Genomic DNA, 25,291 nt, shown 5'->3' with positions numbered 1-25,291 from the left:
GGCGGCCACACCGGGCCGTCACCCCGACTTCCGCCTGGTTCCTACCACAAGCGCCACCCAGGCGCCCGCACGGAAGAGGGTGCACTAGTGACCACCACCGGGCGCCGGCTCGCCGAGGTCGGGCATGGTCAGCGCGCCCGCCAACGTCACACCCGCGCCGGCGAACGTGATCTCGCGTGAGTTCCCCATGCGATCGAGTATCACCCGGCCGTGGTCGCGGCGGGCGGGTGAGGTGCGGCGGTTTTATCGTCGGGCCGGGAGGTCCACGTGGTCGAACGAGTCGAGGTCGGGCGCGGCGCGCGGCACGCGGTGGTCGCGGTGATCATGCTCGGGATGCTCCTCGCCGCCCTCGACCAGACGATCGTGGCGACCGCGCTGCCCACGATCGTCAGCGACCTCGGCGGTGGCGGGCACCTGTCCTGGGTGGTCACGTCCTACCTGCTCGCCGAGACCATCATGACCGCGCTGATCGGCAAGTTCGGCGACCTGTTCGGCCGCAAGCGGGCGTTCCTGGTCAGCGTGGCGCTGTTCCTGGTCGGCTCGTTCCTGTGCGGCTGGGCCGATTCCATGACGTGGCTCATCCTGGCCCGCGCGGTGCAGGGGCTCGGCGCGGGCGGGCTGATGGTGACCTCGGCCGCCGTCATCGCGGACGTCGTGCCGCTGTCCGAGCGCGGCAAGTACCAGGGGGTCATCGGCGCGGTCTTCGGCGTGGCCACGGTGGTCGGCCCGCTGCTCGGCGGCCTGTTCGTGGACCACCTGAGCTGGCGCTGGGCGTTCTACGTCAACCTGCCGCTCGGCGTGGTGGTGCTGGCCGTCGGCGCGTTCGCGCTGCCGGGCGTGGGTGTGCCCGGTTCGCGCGGCACCGCCCGACCGAAGATCGACTACCTGGGCATCCTGCTCATCGGCCTGGCCGCGACCGGCCTCACCCTCGTCACCAGTTGGGGCGGCGTCGAGTACCCGTGGGCGTCGCCGACGATCATCCTCATGGCGGTCGGGTCGGTGATCGCGCTCGGCCTGTTCGTGCTCGTGGAGAACCGGGCCGCCGAGCCGATGCTGCCCATGCGCCTGTTCCGCGACCGCGTGTTCACCGTGTGCGTGGTGCTCAGCTTCGTGGTCGGGTTCGCCATGCTCGGCGGCGTCACCTTCCTGCCCACCTACCTGCAGTACGTGCACGGCGTGTCGGCCACCCAGTCGGGCCTGGAGATGCTGCCGCTGGTCCTCGGCCTGCTCGTCGCCTCGATCACGACCGGCAACGTGATCGGCAAGACCGGCCGCTACCGGGTGTTCCCGCTCGTCGGCAGCCTGCTCATGGTCGGCGGGCTGCTCCTGCTGTCCCGGCTGCACCCGGAGACGTCGTTCTGGCAGGCGTCGACGTACATGCTCGTGCTCGGCCTCGGCGTCGGCATGTGCATGCCGGTGGCGATGGTGGTCGTTCAGAGCACCAGCAGCTACGAGGACCTCGGCGTGGCCACGTCCGGCGTGAGCTTCCTGCGCACGCTGGGCAGTTCGTTCGGGGTGGCGGTCTTCGGCACGGTGTACGCGAGCAATCTGCCGGCCAACCTCGCCGCCGCCGTCCCACCGGGCGTCGACCCGGCCGCCGCGGCGAACGTGCAGGCCCTGCACGCCCTGCCGGACCAGCTCAAGGCCCCGATCATCGCCGCGTACGCGGACACCCTGCACCTGGTGTTCCTGTCCGCCGCGCCGGTCGCCGCGGTCGCGTTCCTGGTCGCCCTGTTCCTCAAGGAAGTCCCGCTGCGCGACACCGCCCGTGCCGCCGCGACCGAGGTGGGCGACAACTTCGCCGCGCCGCACACGTCCGACTCCGGGGACGAGCTGGAGAAGCTGGTCGCCCTGATCGTCAGCCGCGAGCGCCGCGACCCCACGCCGGACGTGCTGCGCGACTCGGGCGTCCCGCTCACGCACGCGCAGGCGTGGCTGGTGGTCAAGGTGTTCCGGCAGAGCGTCGACCACGGCGACGCCACGCTCGAACGGCTGGCCGAGGCCACCAAGGTGCCCGCCGGCGTATTCGAACCGGTGGCCCGCCAACTCCAGACCCGGGGCTACGTCACGGAATCCGACGCCCACTACCGCTTCACGCCCCAGGGCGCCGAGGTCTTCACCGACCTGGTCGCCGCCTGGCGCCGCTGGCTGCTCGTCAAGCTCACCGACTGGCACTGCGACGACCCCGAGTTCACCGAAGCGGTCGACCGCGTCGCCACCGAACTGACCACCAGCGGCCGCTCCCTGACCACCGACCGCCCGACCGCCGTCGTGTGACCGCATTTTGCGGACAAAGCGCACACCGGCTGTGCAACAGTGACGGCCGGGAGTCACGGTTCTCTCAGGTCGACGCCTGTCCCGATGAGGGTGGTCGACGGTGGAGGGGGATGGTCACATGGTCGTGGACGAAGGGGTAAACACCGCCCAACTGAGGTTGCAAGGCGAGATCGTCGCGTTGTTGGAGCGCTGTGAGAGCCTGCGCGCCGAGCGGGGACGCGCCATGCTGGTGAGCCTGCTGTCCGACGTCCTCGGTGAGCAGGTGTCGTTGGACGGTTCCGAGGTCCACCTCCAGCTCCTCGGCCTCGTCCGGTGGTGCTGCCGTCACGCGGCCGGGTTGCGCGGCCTGGTCGACTGCCTCAGGTTGTTGGACCCCCACGCGCCCGAGATAGCCCAACTGGTCGAGCTGGGGGACGAGTGGGCCGCCTTCCGGGCGTTGCCGACGGGGGACTGGGACCGGCTGGCGAAGGCGTTGCGGTCGGTGCGGTTGTCGGACGACCCGTTCGAGGAGCGGCGTGAGCTGCGCCGCCTGGCCGACGTGGCCACCGAGGGGCACTGCGACGACCTGCCCGCGCGGTGCCGCTCGGTGTGGTCGCTGTTCCTGCACCTCGCCGACCACAACGCCGGTCCGGGCGCGCTGCTGCCCGCCATGGTGCTGGTGGACTGCCTCGCCGGACGCCTGGAGGACGGCGCCCTGGCGGCCGAGCTGCGTCGCTGCAACTGGAGGTTGGCGGAGAAGTTCGAGGTGACCGATCTGGTCGAGGAGGCCCGCTGGCGCAACGAAACCAAGGCCGACGGCGATGACTCCGATGTGGTGCACCTCGTGTTCGAAGTCGACCCGGACCCGGTCGACCAGGGCAAGGTGGTGCTCTCGCACTGGTTGAGCTGGAAGGGCTCCGGCTGGCACGGCCGCCGGCGCGGCGACGCCGCGATCCGGCGCGACGACCTGGAGGCGGAGGTCGACCGCGTCATCGCGGAACTGGAGGCCGAGTTGGGCGTCACTCCGGCGGCCGAGCACGTGAGCGCCATCGTGGTGGAGTTCGCACTGCCCTGGGAGATGATCAACACCGCGGTGGAGTTCTGGCCGAAGGCCTCGCCGGCGGACGTCAGCGTGCCGTTGGCGGTGGATCACCCCGTGCTGGTGCGGAGCTTGGAGCGGACGCGGGCGCAGCGGTACTGGCTGGTGTGGAAGCAGCGCTGGAACGCGATCTCGGCGGAGGCCGCGCGCCCGTACTGGAGCCGGACCAACGGCGGGTGGGACCTCACCGGGATGGCGGTGGACCTGAACGACACCTCGATCGTGTCGTTGGTGCTCAGCGAACCGCCGGGCGACCGTCGCGGCAGGGCGTGGCACGAGGCCGCGATGGCGTTCAGGGCCGGGATCCCGATCATCATCTGGGATCGCGAGGACTGTTCGACCAGCCACTTCCACGAAGCCGTGACCCGGTTGTTCGCCGCGGGCGAGGTCCGTCGGTTGCCGGACCGATTGGCCCAGTTGCGCCGGGAAGCGCTGCTCGCGAATGAGTCAGATGGGCCGCACGCGGGCCGGAGTCTTGCCGTATTGTGGGACGATGCGGAGCGTCTACCGGAACCCCTGACCTCTGGTTGGGGTTCGCAGGGAGGTATCTGATGCGCAGTCGGCGTGCACTCGATACCAGACCCACAGTGGTTCCGTATTCACCTGATGAGCGTAGCCCTCTGTTCACTCGAAATGGTGAGAGCGTAGTCGATTCCCCGAGGTCCCGGCGATTACCCGGTCCGTTCGGAATCGATTCACTGCGTGAAGGCGCACTGTTCCCGCGGTCGGGCGCTAAGGTGGTGCCAAGGCCGTGGTTCCCTTATTCCAGGGCATACCGGCATGAATCGGCTCCTCGATCCGAATCCGGGTGTCGTGCCCGCACCGGAGGGATGTGACGGTGCGCGTCGACTCTGAGGACGTTGCCGCGGGTGTGACCGCGGGTCCGGACGCCCACGAGTGGACGGCGGACGGGCTGCGGGAGGTGCTCGCGCCGCTCGACGGCCAGTCCCGCGACCTCGTGGTCGCCGTCGACGACGGTCCGGCGATGTCGATCTGGGCGTCGACGGTCGAGTCCTTCACCCGTGCGCTCGCCGACTCCGGTGTCTTCGGCGAGGTCGCCGTGTGCGCCCTCGGCATCGACGACAGCGGTCGGGCCGTGCTGCGCGGGTCCGACGGGGGGAGCCCGCCGGACCTGGCCGGTTCCGGGCGGCGTCTGCTGCTGGCCCTCACCGACGCCGTCGACCCGGCCTGGCGGTGGGGTGGTGCGTGGGTGTCGCTGCGCGAGCTGGGCGCCGCGCACTCGGTCGCGGTGGTCAGCCCGCTGCCGTGGTGGACGGCCTGCCGCACCGGCCTGGACCTGCATCGACTGCGCCTCAAGGCGTCCGAGCCGGGCGCGCCGAACCACTTCCACGAGTGGGAGCCGCAGGTCGACGTGCCCGGGTTGTACGACGACCTCGGCGACGTCGCCCCCGTCCCGTTCGTCGAGCTGGCCCCGGCGGGCCTGCGCGAGTGGGCCGACCTCGCCGCGGCGGTCGGGTGGGCGAACCTGGGCGCGGCCCTGGTGCCCGCTCCGCCCGACCCGGCGGCCGGGGCGGCACGGCCCCAACCGGGTGACACGAGCTTCAGCGTCGAGGAACTCGTCGCGGCGTACCGCACGACCGCGTCGAAGGTGGTGTTCGACCTGGCCGTCCACTGGGCCGTCGCACCGCTGGAGGTGCCGCTCCTGCTCCGCATCCTCGAACTGCTGCACCCGGAAGCCGGACCTGCGGCCCTGTCGGAATTCCTCGGCGGCCCACTGGTGGCGATCGCGCCCCCCGGGTACGACAACGGCGGAAATCGAGTGACGTTCAGGTTCGTGCGGGAGGGTATTCGGGAGGAACTTCTTGCGCATGGTCGTCGGATCGACACCGAGCGCGTGCGCAAGGTGGTCCGGCATTACCTGGACGAACACCGACCGGCGGTGGCGGGGTTCGAATGGCCGCTGGACGAGGAGCCGGTATCGGCCGCTTCGCCCAATGTCACGTCGCCTCACGTGGCGGAAGCGGAGCGAGCGGTGTTGAGGGCCTGGTCGGGGGTTCATCTGCGCTATTCCACGCCGGAAGGGGACCCCGGAGTAGAGCTGCCGTCGGCAGTCGGCAATGATGAGGTCGGCGCGAGTATACACGCCGATGAACGGGACCGAACACGTGTTCGCGAGGGCACGGTCGATGTCGAGCGAAATGCGGGAGGATTAGAGGTGACTGCCGTCGAGCAGGAAGAAAGGAGAAGGACTCTCGCATCGCCCGTCTTCGGCGGAGTACCGCCGAGGAACGTCAACTTCACCGGGCGGGCGGACCTCCTCCAGGAGCTCGAACGGCGTCTGGTCCGGGGCGGGACCGCGGCCGTGCTGCCCGAAACGCTCCACGGCATGGGCGGTGTCGGCAAGTCGCACCTGGCCATCGAGTACGCCTACCGCAACCGCGCGAACTTCGACCTGATCTGGTGGGTGCCCGCCGAGCGGTCGGTCAAGATCGTCAACTCGCTGGTGGAACTGGGGCAGCGCCTGGACCTCGTCGTCGGTTCCGAGGCCAACGTGGCGGTCCAGCAGGTGCTCGACGCGCTGCGCAGCGGCAACCACCACAAGATCCCGACCAACTGGCTGCTCATCTTCGACAACGCCGACAGCCCGGACGCCGTGCAGCAGTACCTGCCCACCGGCGGCACCGGGCGGATCCTGGTCACCTCGCGCAACTCGCAGTGGCTCAGCGTCGCCCGCCCGCTGGAGGTCAACGTCTTCCAGCGCGCCGAGAGCGTGCAGCTGCTGCGGCGGCGGGACCCGGAACTCGGCGAGGAGGACGCCGACCGCCTGGCCCAGGCGTTGGGCGACCTGCCGCTGGCGATCGCGCAGGCGGCGGCGTGGCGGGTGGAGACCGGCATGCCCGCCGCGGAGTACCTCGAACTGCTCGCCGAGAAGCAGTTGGAGCTGCTCAACGTCACCACCACCCTCGACTACCCCGAGTCGGTGGCCGCGATGTGGGACCTGTCGCTCAGCGAGCTCAAGCGCAAGAACCCCTCGGCGCTGCGGTTGCTCCAGGTGTGCGCCTTCCTGGCGCCGGAACCGATCAACCGCAAGATGTTCACCTACAGCCGCAACATCACCGACGTGCCGGCCGAGCTGTCCAAGGTCCTGCGCGACAGCCTGCGGCTCAACGAGGCCATCCGCGACATCAACCGCTTCGCGCTGGTGCGCGTCGACCACCGCACCAACTCCATCGAGCTGCACCGCCTGGTCCAGTCCGTGCTGATCAGCCAGATGAGCGAGGACGAACGCGTGACCATGCGTCACGCCGCCCACCAGATGCTGAGCGAGAACGACCCGGAAGGGCCGGCCGAGCCGGAGAACTGGCCGACCTACGTGGACCTGAGCGCGCACCTGGCCGCGTCCAACGCCTACGAGAGCGATGCCGAGCCCGTTCGAACGCTGCTGTACAACCAGGTCCAGTTCCTCTACCGGTGGGGCGAGCACAAGCGCAGCGCCGAACTGTCCGAGCAGATCTACAAGAACTGGGTGGACCGGCTGGGGGAGGACCACCCCGAGACCTTGAGGATGGGCCGCTGGTACGGCTTCATGCTGTGGGTGCAGGGCCGGTACGCCGAGGCGACCCCGCTGAACAGGGACCTGTTGGAGCGGCACCGCCGCACCTTCGGCGAGGAGCACGAGGAAACGATCCTGGCGATCAGCCAGGTCGCGGCGGACAAGCGCGCGGAGGGTGATTTCGTCGGCGGGCTGGAGCTGTCGAAGCGCAACTACGACATCTGCGTCCGGTACCTCGGGGACGAGGACCCGACGACGCTGGCCGTCGCGCACAGCCTCGGCGTGAACCTCCGCCTCGTCGGTGACTTCGCCGCCGCGCTCGACCTCGACGCGGACACCTGGAACCGCAGGGTCCAGATCTACGGTCAGGACCACGACACGTCACTGCTGACGCAGGTGGGCCTGACCATCGACAAGCGGGAACTCGGCAACTACCGGGAGGCGTCCGCCGAGCACGAGGAGATCGTGCGCACGTACGAACGGCGCAGCACGGGGCGACCGCTCAACCCCGCCTGGCTCCGCGCCGTGCGCCACCTCGCCGTGATGCGCCGCAAGGCGGGCGACCACGTCGGCGCGATGGAAGCCGCGGAGACGGCGTTCGACGGGTTGCGGTTGAGGTACAACCTCGACCACGCCGACACGCTCGCCGCCGCGTTGGCCCGGTCCATCGAGCTGAGGCACCTGGGCCGGCTGGAACAGGCCAAGCAGCTCGGTCGCGACACGTTCAGCAGGTACGAGCGAACGCTCGGACCCAATCACCCGCACACCCTCTCCGCGGCCGTCAACGTGGCGATCCTGCACAGGTTGATGGGCGACGCCGAGAGCGCGCGTGAGCTGGATCAGGCGACACTGGGCGGCTTCCGCGCACGTCTGGGCGATGACCACCCCTCCACGCTGGTCACCCGGATCAACCTCGCCAGTGACCTGCAGGAGTCGGGCGACGCGCAGGGCGCCCACGCCATCGACGACGAGGTGCTGCGCCGCGCGACGGAGATCCTGGGCTCCGACCACCCGACGACGCTGGCGTGCCAGGCGAACCTCGCGCACGACCTGCGTGCGCTCGGGCGCGCCGACGAAGCGGAAGAGGTGCACCGACGAGCGGTGGGCCTGCTGCGGGAACGGCTCGGGCAGTATCACCCGGCGGTGTCGGAGCTGAGCGATCCTCGCGTCCGCGCGAACTGCGACATCGACCCGATGCCCCTCTAACCGTCCGCTCCTCCCAGCCACGCGGCGAGGCGCTGCACGTCGGGCGCCTCGCCGGTCGCGGCGATCTCGTTCCGCACAGCGCGGACGAGGTGCGGGCGTTCGAGCAGCGCTCGTGCCGCCGGGCCGGGTGACAACTCCCGCACCGCGACCCCGAAGCCGGACCAGGCGCCCGGCCGGCGCGAGCCCGCGGCGAGTTCCGCCGCGTACAGCGCGTGGGCCCGGTGGTAGTCGCCCGCCACCAAGGCGAAATCCGCCTCGACCAGGTCCGTGGCGATCTTGTGGACGTCGCCGGAGGCGTCCGACGCCATCGCGTCGAACTCCGCTCGATCGGACAGCAGGACGCGCGTGAGGATCACCTTGGCGTCCAACCTGGGCGGAGCGTCGTCGGCGGCCACGACCGGTCTCGACCCCGAGGTCGGCGCTGCCTCGCCGGCGTGCCAGCGCTCGGCGCACTCCAGCACGTGCGACCGCGCCGGGTGGAGGTGGGTGGCGCGCCAGGCCGCGCGGTGGTCCTCGGCGGCCCTCTCGGCGGCCGCGAGCACGTCGGCGGGCACGGGGGCATCCGACAGCGCCGCCAGTCGTTCCGCCAGGCGGGCCGCGAACCTCCGCCCGGGCTCGGTGAGCGACGGGTGGCGCCGTAGCGCGTCGAGTGCTTCACCCACTTGGGTGCGGAAGTAAGCGAACTCGAAGTGCGCCAGGGCCGCGTCCGCTCCGCTCAGGCGCCGACGTTGGGACTCCCAGAACTCGACGACCGCGAGGAAGGCGTTCACGCCTTGGTACAGCCCGGCGACCGGGCGGGCGTCGTCGCGCCACGGCGCGTAGCAGGTGGCTGCCGGGTTGACGGTGGTCAGGGGCACGAGGTGGCTGATCGCGTTCAGCTTGCTGTGCTGGTACTCGTGCACCATCGTCACGGCCAGCTGCTCGGCGTCGTGCGGTTCGGAGATGATCGCGGCGCCGTAGCCGTCGCCGACCGACCCGCTGTGCGGCCGGAAGCGGTAGGCCGCCGGGCGGGGCGTGATCACCGACAGCCCGGTGGACAGTTCCCGCGCGCGGTGCGGGTGGTCGCGCTCCAAGATCGCCCACGCCTCGGCGAAGAGCGCGTTCCACCGGGCTGCCGCGGATTCCGACAATGGGTCCGGTCGCTCCGGGATCGCCAATCCCCGGTACGGTCCGGTGTCGTCCAGGTGGATGCGCGGCGCGGTGGCGGCGACTTCGCCCTCAAGAATGCGGATCGGCTGCCATTCCACCGGGTGAGCGGTGCCGGCTCCGGTTTTAACGGTTAACCCCGACGCCTCCGAGACCAAGGTGCCGTGACCCCATCCGGTCGTCTCCGGCACTCGGGCGACGCCCCAGCCGGGAAGCACCGCGATGCCATCCCGCAAGGGAATAGTCATCGTGAAGCGCAATTCTGCGGACAACCCGGCCGCGGCGGCCAACAAGTGCAGTTGGCCGACGTGGAACCACACCGGAGCGGTGTCGGAGGCCTTGTTCCGGAGCCGGCGCAGCAGGTGCGCGGACCAGACCCCGACCTGGGGGCGCGACAGCAGGTCCGCCACCGCCTCCGGGCGGGCGCGCTCGGCGGCGACCAGCAGGTCCCACGCCTCGTCCACCGGGGGCAACGGGTTGCCCGGAACGGGGTGGTCGCGCGCGTGGTGCAGCACCAACCGCAGGGCGAGCAGACGTCTGGTCCGCTCGACCCGGTGCAGCAGCGCGATGGCGCCGGCGTCGGGGCGTGCGGACGCCAAGGCGTCCAACTGGGCCAGGGACATCCCGTGGTTGGGCAGCGATATCCCGTGCGTGGAGTTCGAGCCTGCCACCTCGTGGTCGCCCCTCGTCATGGGTGCGGAGTCCGCCGGTCAGGAGTCGTGCCCGCCCACACTGATGATGGCGTGGTCGACCTGTCTGAGGAAACGGTCGGTCGACGTCGTCAGGATCCCGTCGTCGAATGCGTCCAGCGCGTCGAGAGGAACGTTCGTCAAGTCGACCAGACCGGAGTCGATCCGAATTGCCGATTCATCCACTAGCTGGCCTCCCGAGTTGGCCATCAGGTAGCGGTGCCCCTGCGCGGTGGGGTTCGCCTTACGACGGCATGACTCAGTGTAATGTCAAGGAAACAGAGCGGAAGAGGTGCGTATGGCGGTATTCGGCTCCGCAGGGGGCAACTAAACGCCACTGACCCGTTCGGCCAACAGGGTGTCCAGTTCGGCCATTTCGGTGGAACCGGCGGCGTAGAAGCGGATGGCGGCCAGCAGCGCGTCGAGGCCGTCGGGGTAGTGCGCGCACGTGCGGACGATGCTGACCGTGTCCGGGCGGTCGGCGTTGTGCCGGGTGATGGAGCCGGCGAAGGGCAGTTCGCGCAGCACGAGGTCGCGTCCCTCGCGGGTGTCGAAGCCGGGGGTGCGCAGCATGACCTCGATGACCGGGCCCAGTTCGGCCAGGGTCAGGCTCCGCGTGCGGGCGGCGGGGCGTGAGGTCTCGATCGGGTGACCGTCGACCAGGCGGACCCAGACGCGGGCGTCCACCTCCTTCACCTTGGCCTGCGCCGCCGAGTAGTCGTCGGGCCTGGTGGCCGCGTCGTTGCGGACCACGGAGCGGTAGAACAGGTCGGAGACGACGAGCACCAGGGTGGCGGTCGACGCTTTGAGGGACTGCTTGGCGGCCGGCGCGTCGAGGATCCGGTAGGTGAAGATCATCTCTTCGCTCGTCTTGCCGTGCTCGTCGAAGTGCACCTCGCCGGCGTGCACGGCCATCCTCATCCGCAACCGCGCTTCGTGCGCGTGGGTGTGGTTGTGCCGGCGCAGGGCCGCGACGACGCGCTCCGGCAGCCGTTCGACCAGCACGGACTTGGGCACGTCGGCGGGCACCAGCACCATCAGGCTGTCGCCCGCGTCGTCCACCGCCTTGTCGTTCCAGGGCAGGTCGCAGTCGGCGAACGCGCTCATCAGCACCTGGTACATGCCGTCGCGCACGGCGGTCCGGTGGGGTGACGTCCGCGTCGGATCGCCGTAGGACTCCACGTCCACGACGACGAACGAGTGGTGCACCGCGGCAGACACCATGTGACCTCCCCACTGCTTGTTGTAGTCCAGAGGAGGGGTGGGGCGGCAGCGCCGCCACTCGAAATGACCAACCCTCCGGTTGCGGGACGGCCCGGTTCGGGTATGGACTCGGGTGTGGACGGGTACGGGTGGACGGTCGCGCTGGTCGCCGTGTTGGTGTTGCTGAACGCGCTGTTCGCGGGCAGTGAGATGGCGTTGATCAGCCTGCGCGAGGGCCAGTTGCGGGCGTTGGAGCGTGACGAGCGGGCGTCCGCGAAGACGCTCGTGCGGCTCGCGCGCGACCCCAACCGGTTCCTGGCCACCATCCAGATCGGCATCACGCTGGCCGGGTTCCTGGCCTCGGCGACGGCGGCGGTGTCGTTGGCCGAGCCGCTGGTGCCGGCCCTGTCGTTCCTCGGCAACGCGGCGAACGCGGTGGCGATCGCGCTGGTCACGGTGGTGCTGACGTTCCTGACCCTGGTGTTCGGCGAGCTCGCGCCCAAGCGGCTGGCGATGCAGTACGCGCTGCGCTGGGCGTTGCTGGTGGCACGGCCGCTGCACGTGCTGTCGGCCGCCTCACGGCCCGCGGTGTGGGCGTTGAGCGCGTCGACGAACCTGGTGGTCCGGCTGTTCGGCGGCAAGCCGGAACCCGAGTCCGAGCAGATGTCGTCCGAGGAGCTGCGCGAGCTGGTCTCCGCCCAACGGGGCCTCAACGCGGAGCAGCGCATGATCATCACCGGCGCCCTGGAGATCAGCGAACGCCGGCTGCGCGAGGTCCTGGTGCCGCGCCGGTCGGTGGTCACGTTGGCGGCGGAGACGGACGTGCCGTCCGCCCGCGCCGAGCTGGCCGCCTCGGGCCACTCGCGGGCGCCCGTGGCGCGCGGCGGGCACCTGGACGACGTCGTGGGCGTCGTGCACCTGCGCGACCTGCTCGACGACGACGCCAAGCTGGTCGACGTGGCCCGCTCGCCGATGGTGTTCCCCGACTCGGTGCGGGTGTCCGACGCGCTGCGCCGGTTCAAGGCCGAGCGCGAGCAGCTCGGCCTGGTCGTGGACGAGCACGGCGCGGTCGACGGCATCATCACGCTCGAGGACCTGCTGGAGGAGATCGTCGGCGAGATCCTGGACGAGACCGACCGCGACGTGATGGCCGTGCGCAGCGGCGCGGACGGCTCGCTCGTCCTGCCCGGCACGTTCCCCGTCCACGACCTGGTGGACCTGGGCGTCGAGCTGGCCGACCCGCCCGAGGGCGACTACGCCACCGTCGCGGGCCTGGTGCTGGTGGTGCTCGGCCGCATCCCCGAGGCCCCCGGCGACCGGATCACGGTCCCCGGCTGGTCCATCGAGGTGCTGAAGGTCGAGCACCACGCCATCACGTCCGTGCGCCTGCGGAAGCGCTGACTACCGACGCGTGGTCCTTGTCCGCCACTCCGCCAGGAGTCTTCGGGTCTTCACCGTGTACGGGTGCCCCGGGGACAACACCCCGAGCTGATCTTCGACCAGCCGTTCGAGCTGCTCCACCGCCCCGGCGGGGTCACCGGCCCTGCCGGTCCACTCGGCGAGGTTGTTGCGGCTGTAGACCGTCCGCGGGTGGTTCCAGCCCCAGACCCGGGCCTTGTCGGCGACCACCCGCTCCAACCGCGCGACCGCACCGGCGGGATCACCGGCGACGCCCAGCCAGTACGCGATGTTGTTGCGGATCGCGAGGGTGTTCGGGTGGTTCTCGCCCATCACCCGGATGTGGTCGACGAGCAGGTCCTCCAGTTGCCGGGTCGCGGCGGCCGGGTCACCCGCCTCCGCGACGCACGCGGCGAGGGAGTTCCGGGTCATGAGGGTGTCGGGGTGGTCCGGGCCGGACACCCGCACCCGGTCGGCGAGGACCTGTGCGAGCTCCGCCACCGCCTCGGCGTGCGCGCCGACCATCGTCCGCGCCTTGGCGAGCCGTCCGCGGGTGGTCAGGGTGATCGGGTGATCGGGGCCCAGCACCCGCAGCTGGTCGGGCACCAGCCGCTCCCACTCGTCGATCGCCTCCTCGTTGCGGCGCAGCTCCGCCAGCCAGTAGGCGAGGTCGTCACGGGTGCTCAACGTGTCCTGGTGATCGGCGCCGAGCACGCGGGTCCGGTCCACCAGCAGCGCGTTCGCCTGCTCGATCGCCGCACCGGGGTCCCCGGCCACTCCGCGTAGGTTCCCGAGGTGCGCGAGGGCGGTCATCGTGTCGGGGTGGTCGTCGCCGAGGAGGCGTCGCGCGGTCGCGGCCACCGAGCCGAAGTGCTCGGCCGCCTCGGCGGACATGCCGGCCTCGGCGAGGCTGATCCCAGCCCTGAACAGCACGTGGTGTGCCTCGTGCTCCCACAGGTGGTCACCCGCGACGGCGTTCAACGCCACGACGTTCGACCGCAACGCGGCGATGAGGTCCGATACGCGCTCGGTCTCGGGCCAGATCTCCAGCAGCGCGTCGGCGGCCGTCCGGGCGACCTCCCGGAACCGTGCCGGGGTGGCGCCCTCCCTCGTCGCCCGTTGCACCAGGGCGTGGACCTTGACCGCGCGGTCCGGCTCGTCCGGCCGCACCGAGGCCAGGCTGAACCGCTGCAGCAGGTGCAAGGCGTCGAGGACGTCGTCGAGGTCGGCGGGGTGCCCCGACCCGCCACCCAGCCACGTCGAGACGGTGCGACCGGTGAAGACCTGGATCGGGGCGCCGTTCGCGTCCAGCACGGCGGCCAGCTCCGACAACGGCACCGCGAGGTTCGACCCGGGCGAGCGGCTCAGCGACTCGACCGACAACGCCCAGGTGACCGCCACGGTGGCGCGGTGATCATCCGGCAGTTCATCGGCGTCGGGCAGCACCTGGGCCAGGGTCTTGCCGCGGGCGGCGAAGCGCTGCCGGTACCGCCGTGCGGTCAGGCCGCGGTTGACCAGGTACGCGGCGGCCTGGGCGAGTGCGACGGGAAGGCGTCCCAGGTCCTCTGCCAGCTCCGCGGCGCCTTCCGCCAGCCGGCCGTGCCCGGCGAGCTTGTCGGCGAAGTACGAGGCGGCTTCCGCGGGCGTGAACACCCCGACTTCGACCAGGACCCGGTCCCGCCGCGACAGCGAGGCGTCACGGCGGCGGGTCGTGACCACCGCTCGCCCGCCTTGCCTGCTCGGTGGCCACAGGCCGCGCAGGTCGGCCGGGTTCGCCAGGTCGTCGAGCACGACCAGCCACGTGCGCCCGGTCGTGGCCAGCCAGGCCAGCAGCCGCTCGGCGGCACGCTCGGGGTCGCCGTGGTTCGAGCCGATCACCTCGGCCGCGGCGTACCCCGCGACCACCGAGTCCCGGGAACCGGCCGTCACCCACAGCAGCAGGTCGACCGCGCCGTCGCTCCACAGCCGTTCCGCGACGGCAGCCGCCAGCTGCGTCTTGCCGACACCGCCCATGCCGACCAGCACCGACGTCGTCGGCGCGGGTTCGGGCCGGTCGAACTGCCGCAGAGCGGCCCGGTCCTGGAAGCAGTCCGCCACGAGCGGCACGACTCCCACTCGCCGCGGCCACCGGTCGGCAGGCGGCGACGGCAGCAGGACGACCTGCGAGGCGGTGACCTCCTCGACGTGGCCGACCTGCACCACGTTGCCGTGGACGTCGCCCCCGATATCGTTGTGGGCGGCACCCGATCGCCAGGAGGACGGCTGTGCGGTCATGGCGGCTCCCGAGGTCACGTCCTGTGCGCAAGACCAGCGTCCAGCTCATCCGTGCGCAGATCAACGTGGTCGGGACCGCGGTCAGCGGCCCGCCGCCGCCACCCACGCCTCCAGACCTGCCACGTCGTGGGGCAGTGCGGAGGACAGCACCCGGTTGCCCGCCTCGGTCACCACGACGTTCTCCTCCAGCCGCACGCCGATGCCGCGCAGCTCCGGCGGCACGGTCTCGTCGTTGGGGTGGAAGTACAGGCCGGGCTCGACGGCCAGCGCCATGCCGACCTCCAGCGTGCCCTCGTGGTAGGCGGTGGAGCTGGAGTTGGCGCAGTCGTGCACGTCCAGCCCCAGGAAGTGGCCGACGCCGCACGTGATGTAGCGGCGGTGGTGCTGGCCGTCCGGGTCGAGCGACTCCTCGACCGACACGGGCAGCAGGCCCCAGTCGTGCAGGCCCTCGGCGAGCACCCGCATGGCCTCCTGGTGGAAGTCCCGGTACGCCGCGCCCGGCCGCACGACCGCCAGCGCCGCCACCGACGCGCGTTCGATCAGCTCGTGCACCTGCCGCTGCGCCGGGCTGTAGGAGCCCGACACCGGCAACGTCCGGGTGATGTCGGCGGTGTAGAGGGTGTCCAGCTCGACGCCCGCGTCCAGCAGCAGCACGGCGTCCTCGGGCACGGGACCGTCGTTGCGCACCCAGTGCAGCACCGGCGCGTGCGGCCCGGCGGCCACGATCGAGGCGTAACCCGGGCCGTTGCCCGCGGTGCGGGCGCGCCGGTCGAACGTGCCCTGCAACCACCGCTCGCCACCGCCCTTGACGGCCGCTCCCAGCTCGGCGGCGACGTCGGCGAAACCGAGGATCGTGGCGTCCACGGCGGCCTGGAGCTGGCCGACCTCCCAGTCGTCCTTGATCCGGCGCAGCTCGGCCAGCACGGTGCGCAGCCCGGCGGTGTGGTCGGCGCCCGCCAGCGCGTCCAGCAGCGGGTCGACGCCTGCCGTCGCGTGCACGGCGGGCAGCCTGCCGCGCAGCGCCGACGGCAGCTCGTGCAGCGGGCGGCAGCGCACGCCGAGTGCCTCGCCCCACTCGGCCAGGCCGGGCACCGGGCCGATCCACAGCTCGCCGTCGCGCGCGTTGGCGAAGAAGTCCGGCTCGTCCGGGCCGGCCGGCGGGCGCAGGAACAGCTCCGCGTCGTGACCGCCGGCGACCGGGTGCATCACCAGCACCGCGCCTTCCGCGGCGCAGCCCGTCAACCAGGAGAAATCGCTGTCGGGCCGGAAGCCGTAGTCGGTGTCGTTGGACCGCACCGGCGACCAGCCGGCGGCCACCGCGATGCGCGCGCCGGGCAGCGCGGCGCTGAGCCGGTCGCGGTGCGCGGCGGCGGCCTCGGCGGCGCCGGGCGCGACCCGGGCGGCGCGGTCGGCCGGGCCCCAGCCGTGCTGGACGAACTCGCGGAACCCGGAGGCGTCGACGAGCTTGCTCGGGTCGCGGCGGGCGGGTTTGGTCACCGTGGGCAGCCTTTCGGGTCGGGGCCGTGAGCACGCCCGATCGCGATCGGCGACCGGACGTCACCCAGGATGCTCTCACCAGCCCGTGGATCGCCCAACCGGGTGTCTCCCGCACTGAAACGGCCTACCCCGCGTGGGCGATCCGGTAGGCAACAGCCCAGGGCTACCTACGGCAGGTGATCTCATGCGTCCCGAGGACGTCGTCGAACTGCGGGTGCACGGCGTGTCCGGCACCCCGCCGGAAGCGATGCTCGGCGACCCGTTCCCGACCCCGGTCGCCGGTGACGACGTCGCGCGGTTCCTGCGGGCGGCCAAGCCCGCGCGGGCGCTGTCCAGCGGGCGGACGCGGACGGTGGAGGCGTTCCACTGGGGCCGGTTCACCTCGGGCGGCGCGAGCCGGGCGCTGTGGCTGGTGCTGATCCCGTTCGCGATCCTCAACCTGGCCCGGTACACGCTGCTCGGCGCGGGCCGGTTCGCCGAGGCGGTGCTGCGGCTGCTCGGCCTCGTGCTGACGGGCATGCTCGTCGCGGCGACCGCGTACGTGTCGCTGGATCTGCTGGTGCGGCAGTGCGCGGGCACGGCGGCGTGCCGGTCGGCGCACCTGGCGTTCTTCGACGGCTGGCCGTTCGGGGCGATGCTGCTGGTCGGCATGGTCCCGCCCGGGCTGGTGATCACCGTGCTGTGGTGGTTCGGCCGGCAGACGTTCCTGTACGAGCCGAAGGGCACGCACCACGTGTGGGAGACCCGCACGGGCAGCCTGGGCGACTACGCGTTCTGGCACACGTCGCCGCGCACACCGGTGCTGCGTGACGCGCACGTGGCGGCGGCGTGCGTGGTGGTGGGGGTGCTGTACGCGGGCGCGTTGCGGACCCCGCAGCCGGACCGGCCGTCGGACGCGCTGTCGTGGACGGTGGTCGGGTTGGGCGTGGCGGTGCTGGCGTGGGCCCTCGGGTGCGTGGTGATGTCGCCGGACCGGCGGCAGGTGAACTCGCGGGCGCTCAAGTGGGCGTCGGCGGCGTACCTGCTGCTCGCGGCGGGGTTGGCGACGGCGTTCCTGTGGCGGGCGCCGACGGGCGCGTCCGGGTCGGTGACGCCGCTGGCCGGCTTCGAGGCGGTCACGAACATCCTGGCCGCGTCGGCGATGCTGCTGCTGGTCGTGCTGCTCGGGGCGTGCGTGCGCCTGCGGCACTCCGCGCGCGGTGTCGAGCTGATGGTGGCGGACAAGCGGTTCCGGCCGATGTGGCACGGGTACGCGGCCGTGGTGATCGCCGCGGTCGCCACCACGCTGGCGGTCGGGTTCAGCGGCGGGCTGGCCTACCGGGTGGTGGACTGGGTCGGCGACCCGGTGCCGGAGGCGGGGCGTCAAGGGCTGGTGCTGAGCACGAGCTACCTGGTCGGCGCGGGGCTCTGGGGCGTGCTGGCGATCGCGTTCCCGCTGCTGGTGGCACCGATCGTGGCGGCGATGGTGCGGCAGGTGTCGAGCGCGCTGGTGTTCGCGGCGGGTTCGGTGACCGCGGCGGTGGCGGTGGTGCTGCGGTGGACGCCGATGCCCGGCTGGGCGTTCTGGGTCGCCGCGGTGGCCGCCGGTCTGCTGTACGCGGTCGGCGCGGTGTCCTGGATGCGCCACGCGAGCGGTGCGGCGGTCCGCGAGGGCATTGTGACCGACTACCCGGGGCGCCCGGACCGACCGGGCATCGGCAAGGTGGCGTTCAACCAGCGCCTGGCCTCGGCGAAGTACCGCTACCACTGGCTGCTCGGCGCGGTCGCGTTGCTGGGCGGCGTGCTGGTGGCGGCGGGTGGCGGGCTCGCGCTGGCCCGGCTCGCGCACCCGGACTGGCGGGCCGCCCCGCCGCCGGGCCTGGCCGACTGGCTGTCGACCCTCCCGGCGCAGGAGCTGGGCGCGTTGGGCAGCCTGGTGGTGTCCGGGCTCGTGCTGGTCTTGTTGTTGTTGGGCGTGCGGACGTGGCAGAGCCCGCGGATGCGCACGGCGGTCGGGATCGTGTGGGACCTGGTGGCGTTCTGGCCGAGGTTGGCGCACCCGATCTGCCCGCCGCCCTACGGCGGTCGCGCCACCATCGAGCTGACCTCCCGGGCGGTCCGGTTGGCCGGGCACCACGACGTGGGCGCGGTCGTGCTGTCGGGGCACAGCCAGGGCAGCGTGGTGTGCTTCGCCGCGTTGTCGTTGCTGCGCCGGGAGAGCGAGCGGCCCGACCCGGCCGACGGCGAGCGGTACATCAGGCAGGCGGACGCGGTCGCCGCGCTGCGCCGGGTCGGCCTGGTGACGTACGGCTCGCAGTTGCAGTGGGCGTACTCGCGGCTGTTCCCGCACTACCTGGGCCACGCCGAGCTCGTCCGCCTGCACGACGAGCTCGGCGACCGCTGGTGGAACGTGCACCGGCTCACCGACCCGTTGGGCGGGCCGGTGCAGGTGTGGCCGGAGACGGCCGAGGAGCAGGTGTTCGCCGGCCCGAAGCTGTGGGGCGTGCGCTGCGGCAACGACGTGCGGCTGCGCGACCCGGAGTTCCTCGACCCCGACCCGGACATGGTCGCCTCGCCGTTGCGCGGGCACAGCGACTACTACGACGACCCGGTGTTCGACGAGGTGGTGGCCAGGGTGGCGGCGGCCGTCGCGCCGCCGCGCACCACCGTCGTGATCGGCGACCTGTCCCTGTCGGGCGGGTCCTGAGCCTCAGCCCTGGAGCACGGACCGCGTGACGCGTTCGGCGATCGCGGCCACCATCGTGCGCGGGCGACGCGGGACGAGGTGGGCGTTGAGCGCGTTGCCCAGGCCCGGCGTGACGTAGGCGCGGCCGCGGTCCAGGGCGTCCAAGGCCGCCCGCACGACGGCCTCGGCGCTCATCATCCGGCCGCCGATCGCGGCGCGCGGGGTGACGCGGTCGAAGAAGCTGGTCTCGGTCGGGCCGGGGCACAGGGCGAGCACCTTGATGCCCCGGTCCCGGTACTCCCGGCGCAGCGCGAGGCTGAAGTTCAGCACGAACCCCTTGCCCGCGCTGTAGGTGGCGAAGTACGGCGAGGGCTGGAACCCGGCCGTCGAACCGACGTTGACCACGGCGCCGGAGCCCGCTTCGAGCATCCCGGGCACGAGCGCCCGGGTCAGGCCGACCAGCGCGACCACGTTGACCATCAACTGCTCCTGGTCGTGGCCGTCGGGGATCTCCTCGAACCGGCCGGCGGTGCCGAAGCCCGCGTTGTTGACCAGCGTGTGGACGGGGCCGGGCAGCCGTGCGACGACCGAGTCGACCGCGTCCGGCGCGGACAGGTCCTGCGGGACCACGTGGACCTTCGCGCCGTGCTCGTGGCGGAGCCGGTCGGCGACGGCGTCCAGGCGGTCGGCGGAGCGGGCGACGAGGACGAGGTCGTGGCCGCGGGCGGCGAGCCGGTCGGCGAACTCGACGCCCAGCCCGGCGGACGCGCCGGTGACGAGGGCGGTGGGGCGGTGGGTCATGTCATCTCCATCGGCTCGGTTATGTGAGACATCTTAGGCACACCTATCGCCGTAGATGCAACAGTGATGTTCCAGTTAACGCGGTAGCTGTACCATCGGTGGTGCACGGAAGGAGACAGACTTGGGAGCGACGCGGCCCTTGCGCGCCGACGCCGAACGCAGCGTGCGGACGATCCTGGAAGCCGCCGAGCGGCTGCTGTCGGTGAACCCCGGCGCGTCCATGGAGCAGATCGCCGAGGCCGCGGGCGTCGCGCGCACCACCGTGCACCGGCGGTTCGCCAACCGGCAGGCGTTGGTGGAGGCGATGACGGCCGACGTCGTGCGGCAGCTGGACGAGGTGATGGACGCGGGCCGGCCGGAGACCTCGCCGCCGCTGGTCGCGCTGCACGAGATCACCGCGAACGTGCTGCGGGTCAAGATCGGGTGGCCGTTCGCGATGGGCGTCGTCTTCACCGCCGCCGACTCGCCCGCCGCCGAGGGCAAGCGCCGGGTGGACGACCGCTGCCTGGTGCTGCTGCGCCGGGCGCGGGACGAGGGGCTGCTCGACGCCTCCGCCGACCTCGACTGGACGCGCCGGGTGTTCTACGCGTTGATCGGCGAGGCGGTGCACGGGCCGGACAGCGGCCTCGAACCCGACGCGCTGGCGCAGCGGGTGGTCGACACCCTCCTGCACGGCGCCGGGCCGCCTTAGCCCGGGCCGCCGGGTGCGCGGGCCGCTGATCCCCTTCTGTGATGAGGTGGAGTCGCCGATGACCGGGGAGGACCGTGCCAGTGATCATCCGTCGCGCCACCGCCGAGGACGTCCCCGCCATCGTGGCCATGCTCGCCGACGACGAGTTGGGCGCGCGGCGCGAGTCGCCGGAGGACCTGGCGCCCTACCTGCGGGCGTTCGAGGCGATCGACGCGGCCGGGCACGAGGTGCTGGCGGTCGCGGAACGCGGCGGTGAGGTCGTGGGCACGTTGCAGCTCACGGTGTTGCGCGGCCTGTCGCGGCGGGGCGCGGCACGGGCGCAGGTCGAGGCCGTGCGGGTGGCGTCCTCGATGCGCGGGCAAGGGCTGGGGGAGGAGTTGATGCGCTGGGCGATCGACGAGGCCAGGGCCCGCGGTTGCGTCATCGTCCAGTTCACGTCGGACAAGACCCGCGTGGACGCGCACCGCTTCTACCGCCGCCTCGGCTTCGTCCAGTCCCACGAGGGCTTCAAGCTGCCGCTGTCGTGACGCCGGGTAGGTTGCCGCGGTAAGTCCGCTCGACCGGGAAGTGCTGATGATCCAAGTCCTCGCGACCGCGTTGACGGTCGTGGCGCTCGTCGCGGCCGCGTGGTCGCTGGTGCTGGTCGTCGCCGACCGGCCCATCACGCTCGCCACCAAGCCCACCCTCGGCCTCGCCGCGGTCGTCGTGCTGCTCGAAGCCGGGCTGCTCGTGCAGGCGGTGGCCGCGACGGTCGCCGTGCTGGGCTCCGACCGGGCCGGCCTGGACGCGCCCACGTTCTTCGGCTACCTGGTCGCGGCGGTCGCCGTGCTGCCGGTCGGCGCGTTCTGGGCCCTGGGCGACCGGTCGCGGTGGGGCGCCGGGGTGTTGGCGGTGGCGTGCCTGAGCGTGCCGGTGATGATCCTGCGGCTCAACCAGCTCTGGGCGACCCATGGGTGAGCGGCGCGACGAGCTGAAGGAGACCACCCGGTCCGGGCCCGGTCGGATGCTCATCGCGGTGTACGGGATCTTCGCGGTCGCCGCCACCTCCCGCTCCGCGGTGCAGCTCGCCACCCGGTTCGAGCAGGCGCCGCTGGCGTACGTGCTGTCGGCGTTCGCGGCGGTCGTGTACGTCGTCGCCACCGCCGCGCTGGCCGGTGTCGTGTCGCGGCGGGTCGCCTACCTCGCGTGCGGCGTCGAGCTGGCCGGGGTGCTCGTGGTCGGCGCGGCGAGCCTGGTGTTCGCCGACGCGTTCCCGGACGCCACGGTGTGGTCGGACTTCGGCGGCGGCTACGGGTTCGTCCCGCTCGTGCTGCCCGTGCTCGGTCTGCTCTGGTTGCGCCACACCGGACTGCGGTATTCCGAACAGGCGCGTTGAACGAACCGGCCGCCCATCTCGTAAAGCATGCAGTCGCCGGGCCTACAACCGGCGGCCGGTCCGTGGCGGCGGCCGAGACCAAGGGCGTCCGGCAGGGCACGCCGTCGTGGGTGCAGGAGGCCGGGGGCACGCGTCCCCGGCCTCCGTGACAAAGATCACCACGTCCGCGCGATCCGGTGGCGGATGCCGTTCGCGCAGGTCGGAGCCCGTTCGACGGGCGTGCGGTCAACCCATGTCTGAGCCCGTTCTCAGGTGGCGTGTGCCAGCGTTCGCACATCCGCCCGCGGTACCCCGTGCAGTCGCCTGCCGGCCGGTCCGCTCACCAAGGAGATTCCCACGATGTCCGTGCTGGCTCGACTGAGCCTGGCCAACCGAAGTCTCGTCGGGCTGCTCAGCCTGCTCGTGATCGGTTTCGGCGCGTTCACGCTGCCCTCGATCAAGCAGCAGCTCTTCCCGTCCATCGAGTTGCCCGCCGCGGTGGTCATCGCGCCCTTCCCGGGCGCGTCGCCGGACCTGGTGGACAGCCAGGTGGCCGAGCCGATCCAGTCGGCCGTGCGCGGTGTCGACGGTGTCGAGCAGGTGTTCACCCGCTCCGCCGAGAGCTCCGCGACGGTCCAGGTGATGTTCACCTACGGCACCGACATCGACGCCGCCGTGGCCCAGATGCAGCAGGCGGTGAACCGGCTCCAGCCGCGCCTGCCGCAGGGCGTGGAGCCGACCGTCGCGCAGGGCAGCACCGACGACATCCCGGTGATCGCGCTCGCCGCGACCTCCGGCGACGACGACATCGCCGCCGCGGCCCGGCTGCGCGCCGAGGTCGTGCCCGGCCTGGAGGCCATCCCCGGTGTGCGGGAGGCCAGCGTCAGCGGTGAGCGCGACCGCCAGGTCAGCGTCACCGTCGACTACGCCCGCCTCGGCGCGGCCCGGGTGGACCCGCAGGCGCTGACCGCCGCCCTGACCACGGCCGGCGCGGTCATGCCCGCGGGCACCGTGCCGGACGCGGACAAGACGCTGACCGTGCAGGTCGGCAGCCCGGTCGGCACCGTCGACGACCTGCGCAACCTGCTGCTCGCCTCGCCCGCGGGCCCGGTGAAGCTCGGCGACGTGGCCAAGGTCGAGTCCGCGCCGGCGGCGGCGACCGTGCTCACCCGCACCAACGGCGAGGCGACGCTGGGCGTCAGCGTCACCATGGCCGCCGACGGCAACGCGGTCGAGATCTCCCGGCAGGTCCGCGACAAGCTCGGCGAGTGGGGCGAGGCGGCGGGCTCCACCCTCACCGTCGCGTTCGACCAGGGCCCGCAGGTCGAGAAGGCGATCAGCGGCCTGACCACGGAGGGCCTGCTCGGCCTGCTGTTCGCGGTGGTCGTGATCCTGCTGTTCCTGCTGTCGGTGCGGTCCACGCTGGTGACGGCGGTGTCGATCCCGCTGTCGGTGGTGGTCGCGCTGATCGCGCTCTACACCGGCGACCTGTCGTTGAACCTGCTCACCCTCGGCGCGCTCACCATCGCGGTCGGCCGGGTGGTGGACGACTCGATCGTGGTGCTGGAGAACATCAAGCGGCACCTCGGGTACGGCGAGGAGAAGCAACGCGCCGTGCTGGACGGCGTGCGCGAGGTGGCGGGCGCGGTGACCGCGTCCACGTTGACCACGGTCGCGGTGTTCCTGCCGATCGCGTTCGTCGGCGGCATCGCGGGCGAGCTGTTCGGGCCGTTCTCCATCACGGTCACGGTGGCGCTGCTGGCCTCGCTGCTGGTGTCGCTGACGATCGTGCCGGTGCTGGCGTACTGGTTCCTCAAGCGCCCGGCCGTGCCGACCGACCCGGACGAGGCGGCGAAGGCGCGCGAAGCGGCGCTGGAGAAGGAGAAGCGCAGCCCGTTGCAGCGCGCATACGTGCCCGTGCTCAAGTTCGCGACCACGCGCCGTTGGGTGACGTTGCTGATCGCCGCGCTCATCTTCGGCGGCACGCTCGGCCTGGCCGGCTCGCTGGAGACCAACTTCATCGACAACGCGGGCGGCACCGCGTTGCAGGGCACCCAGAAGCTGCCGCCGGGCAGCAGCCTCACCGCCCGGGACGACGCGGCGCGCAAGCTCGAAGGCGTGCTGGCGGAGACCGAGGAGGTGGAGACCTACCAGGTCACCGTCGGCACGGACAACAGCCTGGCCGCGTTCGGCTTCGGCGGTGACGGCGACACCAGCGTGCGCGCCACCGTCCGCGAGGGCACGGACCTGGAGGCGTTGCAGGACCGGCTGACCGAGCGGTTGGCGAACACGCCCGGCGCGGGCGAGGTGGCGTTCGGCGCGGCGGCGTCCGGCTTCGGCTCGGACACCATCGACGTGCTGGTCACCGCGCCCGACGCGGCCACGCTGCGCGACGCCGCCGACCGCGTGCGGCAGGTCGTGTCCGGCACGCCCGGCGTCGGCGAGGTCACCGACGACCTGTCGGTGAGCGCGCCGCGCGTGCAGGTGACGGTGAACCAGGCCGCCGCGGCGGCGCGCGGGCTCACCGGCCAGACCATCGGCCAGTTCGCCGCGCAGGCGCTGCGCGGCGTGCCGGTGGCGCAGCTGCCGATCGACGGCCGGTCGCAGCAGGTCCTGCTGCGCACGGGCACGACGCCGACCGACGTGGCCGCGCTGCGCGCGTTGCCGCTGCCGGGTGGCGTCACGCTCGGCCAGGTCGCCGACGTGGCCGTGGTGGACGGTCCGGTTCAGGTGCGGCGCACCGACGGCGCGCGCAGCGCCACCGTGTCGGCGAAGGCCACCGGGTCCGACCTGGGCGCGGTGACGGCCGACCTGACGTCGCGGCTGGACGCGCTGGACCTGCCCGCGGGCGCCGCGCACAGCATCGGCGGCGTCAGCGCCGACCAGGCCGAGACGTTCGCCGACCTGGGCCTGGCCATGCTCGCGGCCATCGCGATCGTGTTCCTGATCATGGTGGCGACGTTCCGCAGCCTGGTGCAGCCGCTGATCCTGCTGGTGTCCATCCCGTTCGCCGCGACCGGCGCGATCGGCCTGCTGCTGCTCACCGGGACCCCGCTCGGCCTGCCCGCGTTGATCGGCATGCTGATGCTCGTCGGGATCGTGGTGACCAACGCGATCGTGCTGATCGACCTGGTCAACCAGTACCGGCGGGACGGCATGCCGGTGCGGGAGGCCGTGGTCGAGGGCGGCAGGCGGCGGCTGCGACCTATTCTGATGACCGCCGCGGCCACGATCTTCGCGCTGCTGCCGATGGCGCTGGGCATCACCGGCGAGGGCGCGTTCATCGGCAAGCCGCTGGCGATCGTGGTGATCGGCGGCCTGATCAGCTCGACGCTGCTGACCTTGGTGCTGGTGCCCACGCTGTACTCGATGGTGGAGGGCCGCAAGGAACGCCGCCGGGCGCGCAAGGCCGAGCGGACCGTCGAGGCCCGGGAGCCGGTCGGCGTCTGAGCCCGGGGGGTCGGACGCCCCGCCGCCCGTGGGTGGACGGCGGGCTGC

General features: G+C 72.1%; 16 protein-coding genes. 10 read left to right on the top strand and 6 right to left on the bottom strand.

Annotated features, from left to right (window positions below; genetic code table 11):
• Window positions 1-324: 324 nt before the first annotated feature.
• The 3 genes from ABTZ99_RS40565 (at window position 325) to fxsT (ending at window position 8,075) form a co-directional block, all read left to right on the top strand.
• Window positions 325-2,277 (top strand): MDR family MFS transporter, encoded by a 1,953-nt coding sequence (locus ABTZ99_RS40565; protein ID WP_499618370.1) that lies wholly within the window; start codon window positions 325-327, stop codon window positions 2,275-2,277.
• Between the two features lie 118 nt (window positions 2,278-2,395).
• Window positions 2,396-3,907: a VMAP-C domain-containing protein gene (locus tag ABTZ99_RS40560; protein ID WP_498772975.1), complete on the top strand. Its 1,512-nt coding sequence runs from the start codon at window positions 2,396-2,398 to the stop codon at window positions 3,905-3,907.
• Window positions 3,908-4,193: 286 nt separating this feature from the next.
• Complete coding sequence (fxsT, locus tag ABTZ99_RS40555; protein WP_499618366.1) at window positions 4,194-8,075, top strand: FxSxx-COOH system tetratricopeptide repeat protein; 3,882 nt, start codon at window positions 4,194-4,196, stop codon at window positions 8,073-8,075.
• On the opposite strand, the gene ABTZ99_RS40550 is transcribed toward fxsT, so the two are convergent.
• From ABTZ99_RS40550 to ABTZ99_RS40540, 3 genes are all read right to left on the bottom strand, one after another.
• Window positions 8,072-9,913, bottom strand: coding sequence for an HEXXH motif domain-containing protein (locus tag ABTZ99_RS40550; RefSeq protein WP_499618365.1), 1,842 nt, complete (start codon window positions 9,911-9,913; stop codon window positions 8,072-8,074). The genes fxsT and ABTZ99_RS40550 overlap by 4 nt on opposite strands.
• Window positions 9,914-9,931: 18 nt before the next feature.
• The gene (locus ABTZ99_RS40545; protein WP_498772981.1) at window positions 9,932-10,120 is read right to left on the bottom strand and encodes a hypothetical protein; all 189 of its coding nucleotides are present in this window, start codon (window positions 10,118-10,120) and stop codon (window positions 9,932-9,934) included.
• A gap of 117 nt (window positions 10,121-10,237) precedes the next feature.
• Entirely contained in the window at window positions 10,238-11,134 is an 897-nt protein-coding gene (locus tag ABTZ99_RS40540) for an effector-associated domain 2-containing protein (protein WP_499618363.1), read from the bottom strand.
• Between the two features lie 114 nt (window positions 11,135-11,248).
• Here ABTZ99_RS40540 and ABTZ99_RS40535 point away from each other — a divergent pair, with 114 nt between their 5' ends.
• Complete coding sequence (locus tag ABTZ99_RS40535; protein ID WP_499618368.1) at window positions 11,249-12,514, top strand: hemolysin family protein; 1,266 nt, start codon at window positions 11,249-11,251, stop codon at window positions 12,512-12,514.
• Here ABTZ99_RS40535 and ABTZ99_RS40530 read toward each other — a convergent pair whose 3' ends face one another.
• Complete coding sequence (locus tag ABTZ99_RS40530) at window positions 12,515-14,785, bottom strand: tetratricopeptide repeat protein (RefSeq protein ID WP_499618361.1); 2,271 nt, start codon at window positions 14,783-14,785, stop codon at window positions 12,515-12,517. It lies immediately after the preceding gene.
• 81 nt (window positions 14,786-14,866) lie between these two features.
• Window positions 14,867-16,282, bottom strand: a complete 1,416-nt coding sequence (locus ABTZ99_RS40525) for an aminopeptidase P family protein (RefSeq protein ID WP_499618359.1) — start codon at window positions 16,280-16,282, stop codon at window positions 14,867-14,869.
• 184 nt (window positions 16,283-16,466) lie between these two features.
• Here ABTZ99_RS40525 and ABTZ99_RS40520 point away from each other — a divergent pair, with 184 nt between their 5' ends.
• Entirely contained in the window at window positions 16,467-18,968 is a 2,502-nt protein-coding gene (locus ABTZ99_RS40520) for a hypothetical protein (RefSeq protein ID WP_499618357.1), read from the top strand.
• A 3-nt stretch (window positions 18,969-18,971) separates the two neighbouring features.
• Here ABTZ99_RS40520 and ABTZ99_RS40515 read toward each other — a convergent pair whose 3' ends face one another.
• Window positions 18,972-19,748, bottom strand: coding sequence for an SDR family NAD(P)-dependent oxidoreductase (locus ABTZ99_RS40515; protein ID WP_498772990.1), 777 nt, complete (start codon window positions 19,746-19,748; stop codon window positions 18,972-18,974).
• 121 nt (window positions 19,749-19,869) lie between these two features.
• Here ABTZ99_RS40515 and ABTZ99_RS40510 point away from each other — a divergent pair, with 121 nt between their 5' ends.
• From ABTZ99_RS40510 to ABTZ99_RS40490, 5 genes are all read left to right on the top strand, one after another.
• Window positions 19,870-20,439 carry a TetR/AcrR family transcriptional regulator gene (locus tag ABTZ99_RS40510; RefSeq protein WP_499618353.1) on the top strand — a complete coding sequence of 190 codons (570 nt, stop codon included), beginning with the start codon at window positions 19,870-19,872 and terminating at the stop codon, window positions 20,437-20,439.
• Between the two features lie 80 nt (window positions 20,440-20,519).
• Window positions 20,520-20,966, top strand: coding sequence for a GNAT family N-acetyltransferase (locus tag ABTZ99_RS40505; RefSeq protein ID WP_498773456.1), 447 nt, complete (start codon window positions 20,520-20,522; stop codon window positions 20,964-20,966).
• A gap of 46 nt (window positions 20,967-21,012) precedes the next feature.
• Complete coding sequence (locus tag ABTZ99_RS40500; RefSeq protein WP_498772994.1) at window positions 21,013-21,396, top strand: hypothetical protein; 384 nt, start codon at window positions 21,013-21,015, stop codon at window positions 21,394-21,396.
• Window positions 21,389-21,814: a hypothetical protein gene (locus ABTZ99_RS40495; protein ID WP_498772996.1), complete on the top strand. Its 426-nt coding sequence runs from the start codon at window positions 21,389-21,391 to the stop codon at window positions 21,812-21,814. Before ABTZ99_RS40500 ends, ABTZ99_RS40495 begins: the two co-directional genes overlap by 8 nt.
• A 339-nt stretch (window positions 21,815-22,153) precedes the next feature.
• Window positions 22,154-25,243 carry an efflux RND transporter permease subunit gene (locus ABTZ99_RS40490; protein ID WP_499618351.1) on the top strand — a complete coding sequence of 1,030 codons (3,090 nt, stop codon included), beginning with the start codon at window positions 22,154-22,156 and terminating at the stop codon, window positions 25,241-25,243.
• Window positions 25,244-25,291 lie beyond the last annotated feature (48 nt).

This window comes from Actinosynnema sp. NPDC002837, assembly GCF_040295345.1.
GTDB lineage: Bacteria > Actinomycetota > Actinomycetes > Mycobacteriales > Pseudonocardiaceae > Actinosynnema.
The sequence above is the reverse complement of the archived record's forward strand: the minus strand, read 5'-3'. Positions and strand labels throughout refer to the sequence as shown.

Excerpts from the sequence above, each read along its gene's own strand:
- ABTZ99_RS40520 (WP_499618357.1), top strand. The coding sequence starts at position 16,467 with ATGCGTCCCGAGGACGTCGTCGAACTGCGGGTGCACGGCGTGTCCGGC.
- ABTZ99_RS40530 (WP_499618361.1), bottom strand. The coding sequence starts at position 14,785 with ATGACCGCACAGCCGTCCTCCTGGCGATCGGGTGCCGCCCACAACGAT.
- ABTZ99_RS40495 (WP_498772996.1), top strand. The coding sequence starts at position 21,389 with ATGGGTGAGCGGCGCGACGAGCTGAAGGAGACCACCCGGTCCGGGCCC.
- ABTZ99_RS40500 (WP_498772994.1), top strand. The coding sequence starts at position 21,013 with ATGATCCAAGTCCTCGCGACCGCGTTGACGGTCGTGGCGCTCGTCGCG.
- ABTZ99_RS40515 (WP_498772990.1), bottom strand. The coding sequence starts at position 19,748 with ATGACCCACCGCCCCACCGCCCTCGTCACCGGCGCGTCCGCCGGGCTG.
- ABTZ99_RS40565 (WP_499618370.1), top strand. The coding sequence starts at position 325 with ATGCTCGGGATGCTCCTCGCCGCCCTCGACCAGACGATCGTGGCGACC.
- ABTZ99_RS40545 (WP_498772981.1), bottom strand. The coding sequence starts at position 10,120 with ATGGCCAACTCGGGAGGCCAGCTAGTGGATGAATCGGCAATTCGGATC.
- ABTZ99_RS40540 (WP_499618363.1), bottom strand. The coding sequence starts at position 11,134 with ATGGTGTCTGCCGCGGTGCACCACTCGTTCGTCGTCGTGGACGTGGAG.
- ABTZ99_RS40550 (WP_499618365.1), bottom strand. The coding sequence starts at position 9,913 with ATGACGAGGGGCGACCACGAGGTGGCAGGCTCGAACTCCACGCACGGG.
- ABTZ99_RS40490 (WP_499618351.1), top strand. The coding sequence starts at position 22,154 with ATGTCCGTGCTGGCTCGACTGAGCCTGGCCAACCGAAGTCTCGTCGGG.
- ABTZ99_RS40560 (WP_498772975.1), top strand. The coding sequence starts at position 2,396 with ATGGTCGTGGACGAAGGGGTAAACACCGCCCAACTGAGGTTGCAAGGC.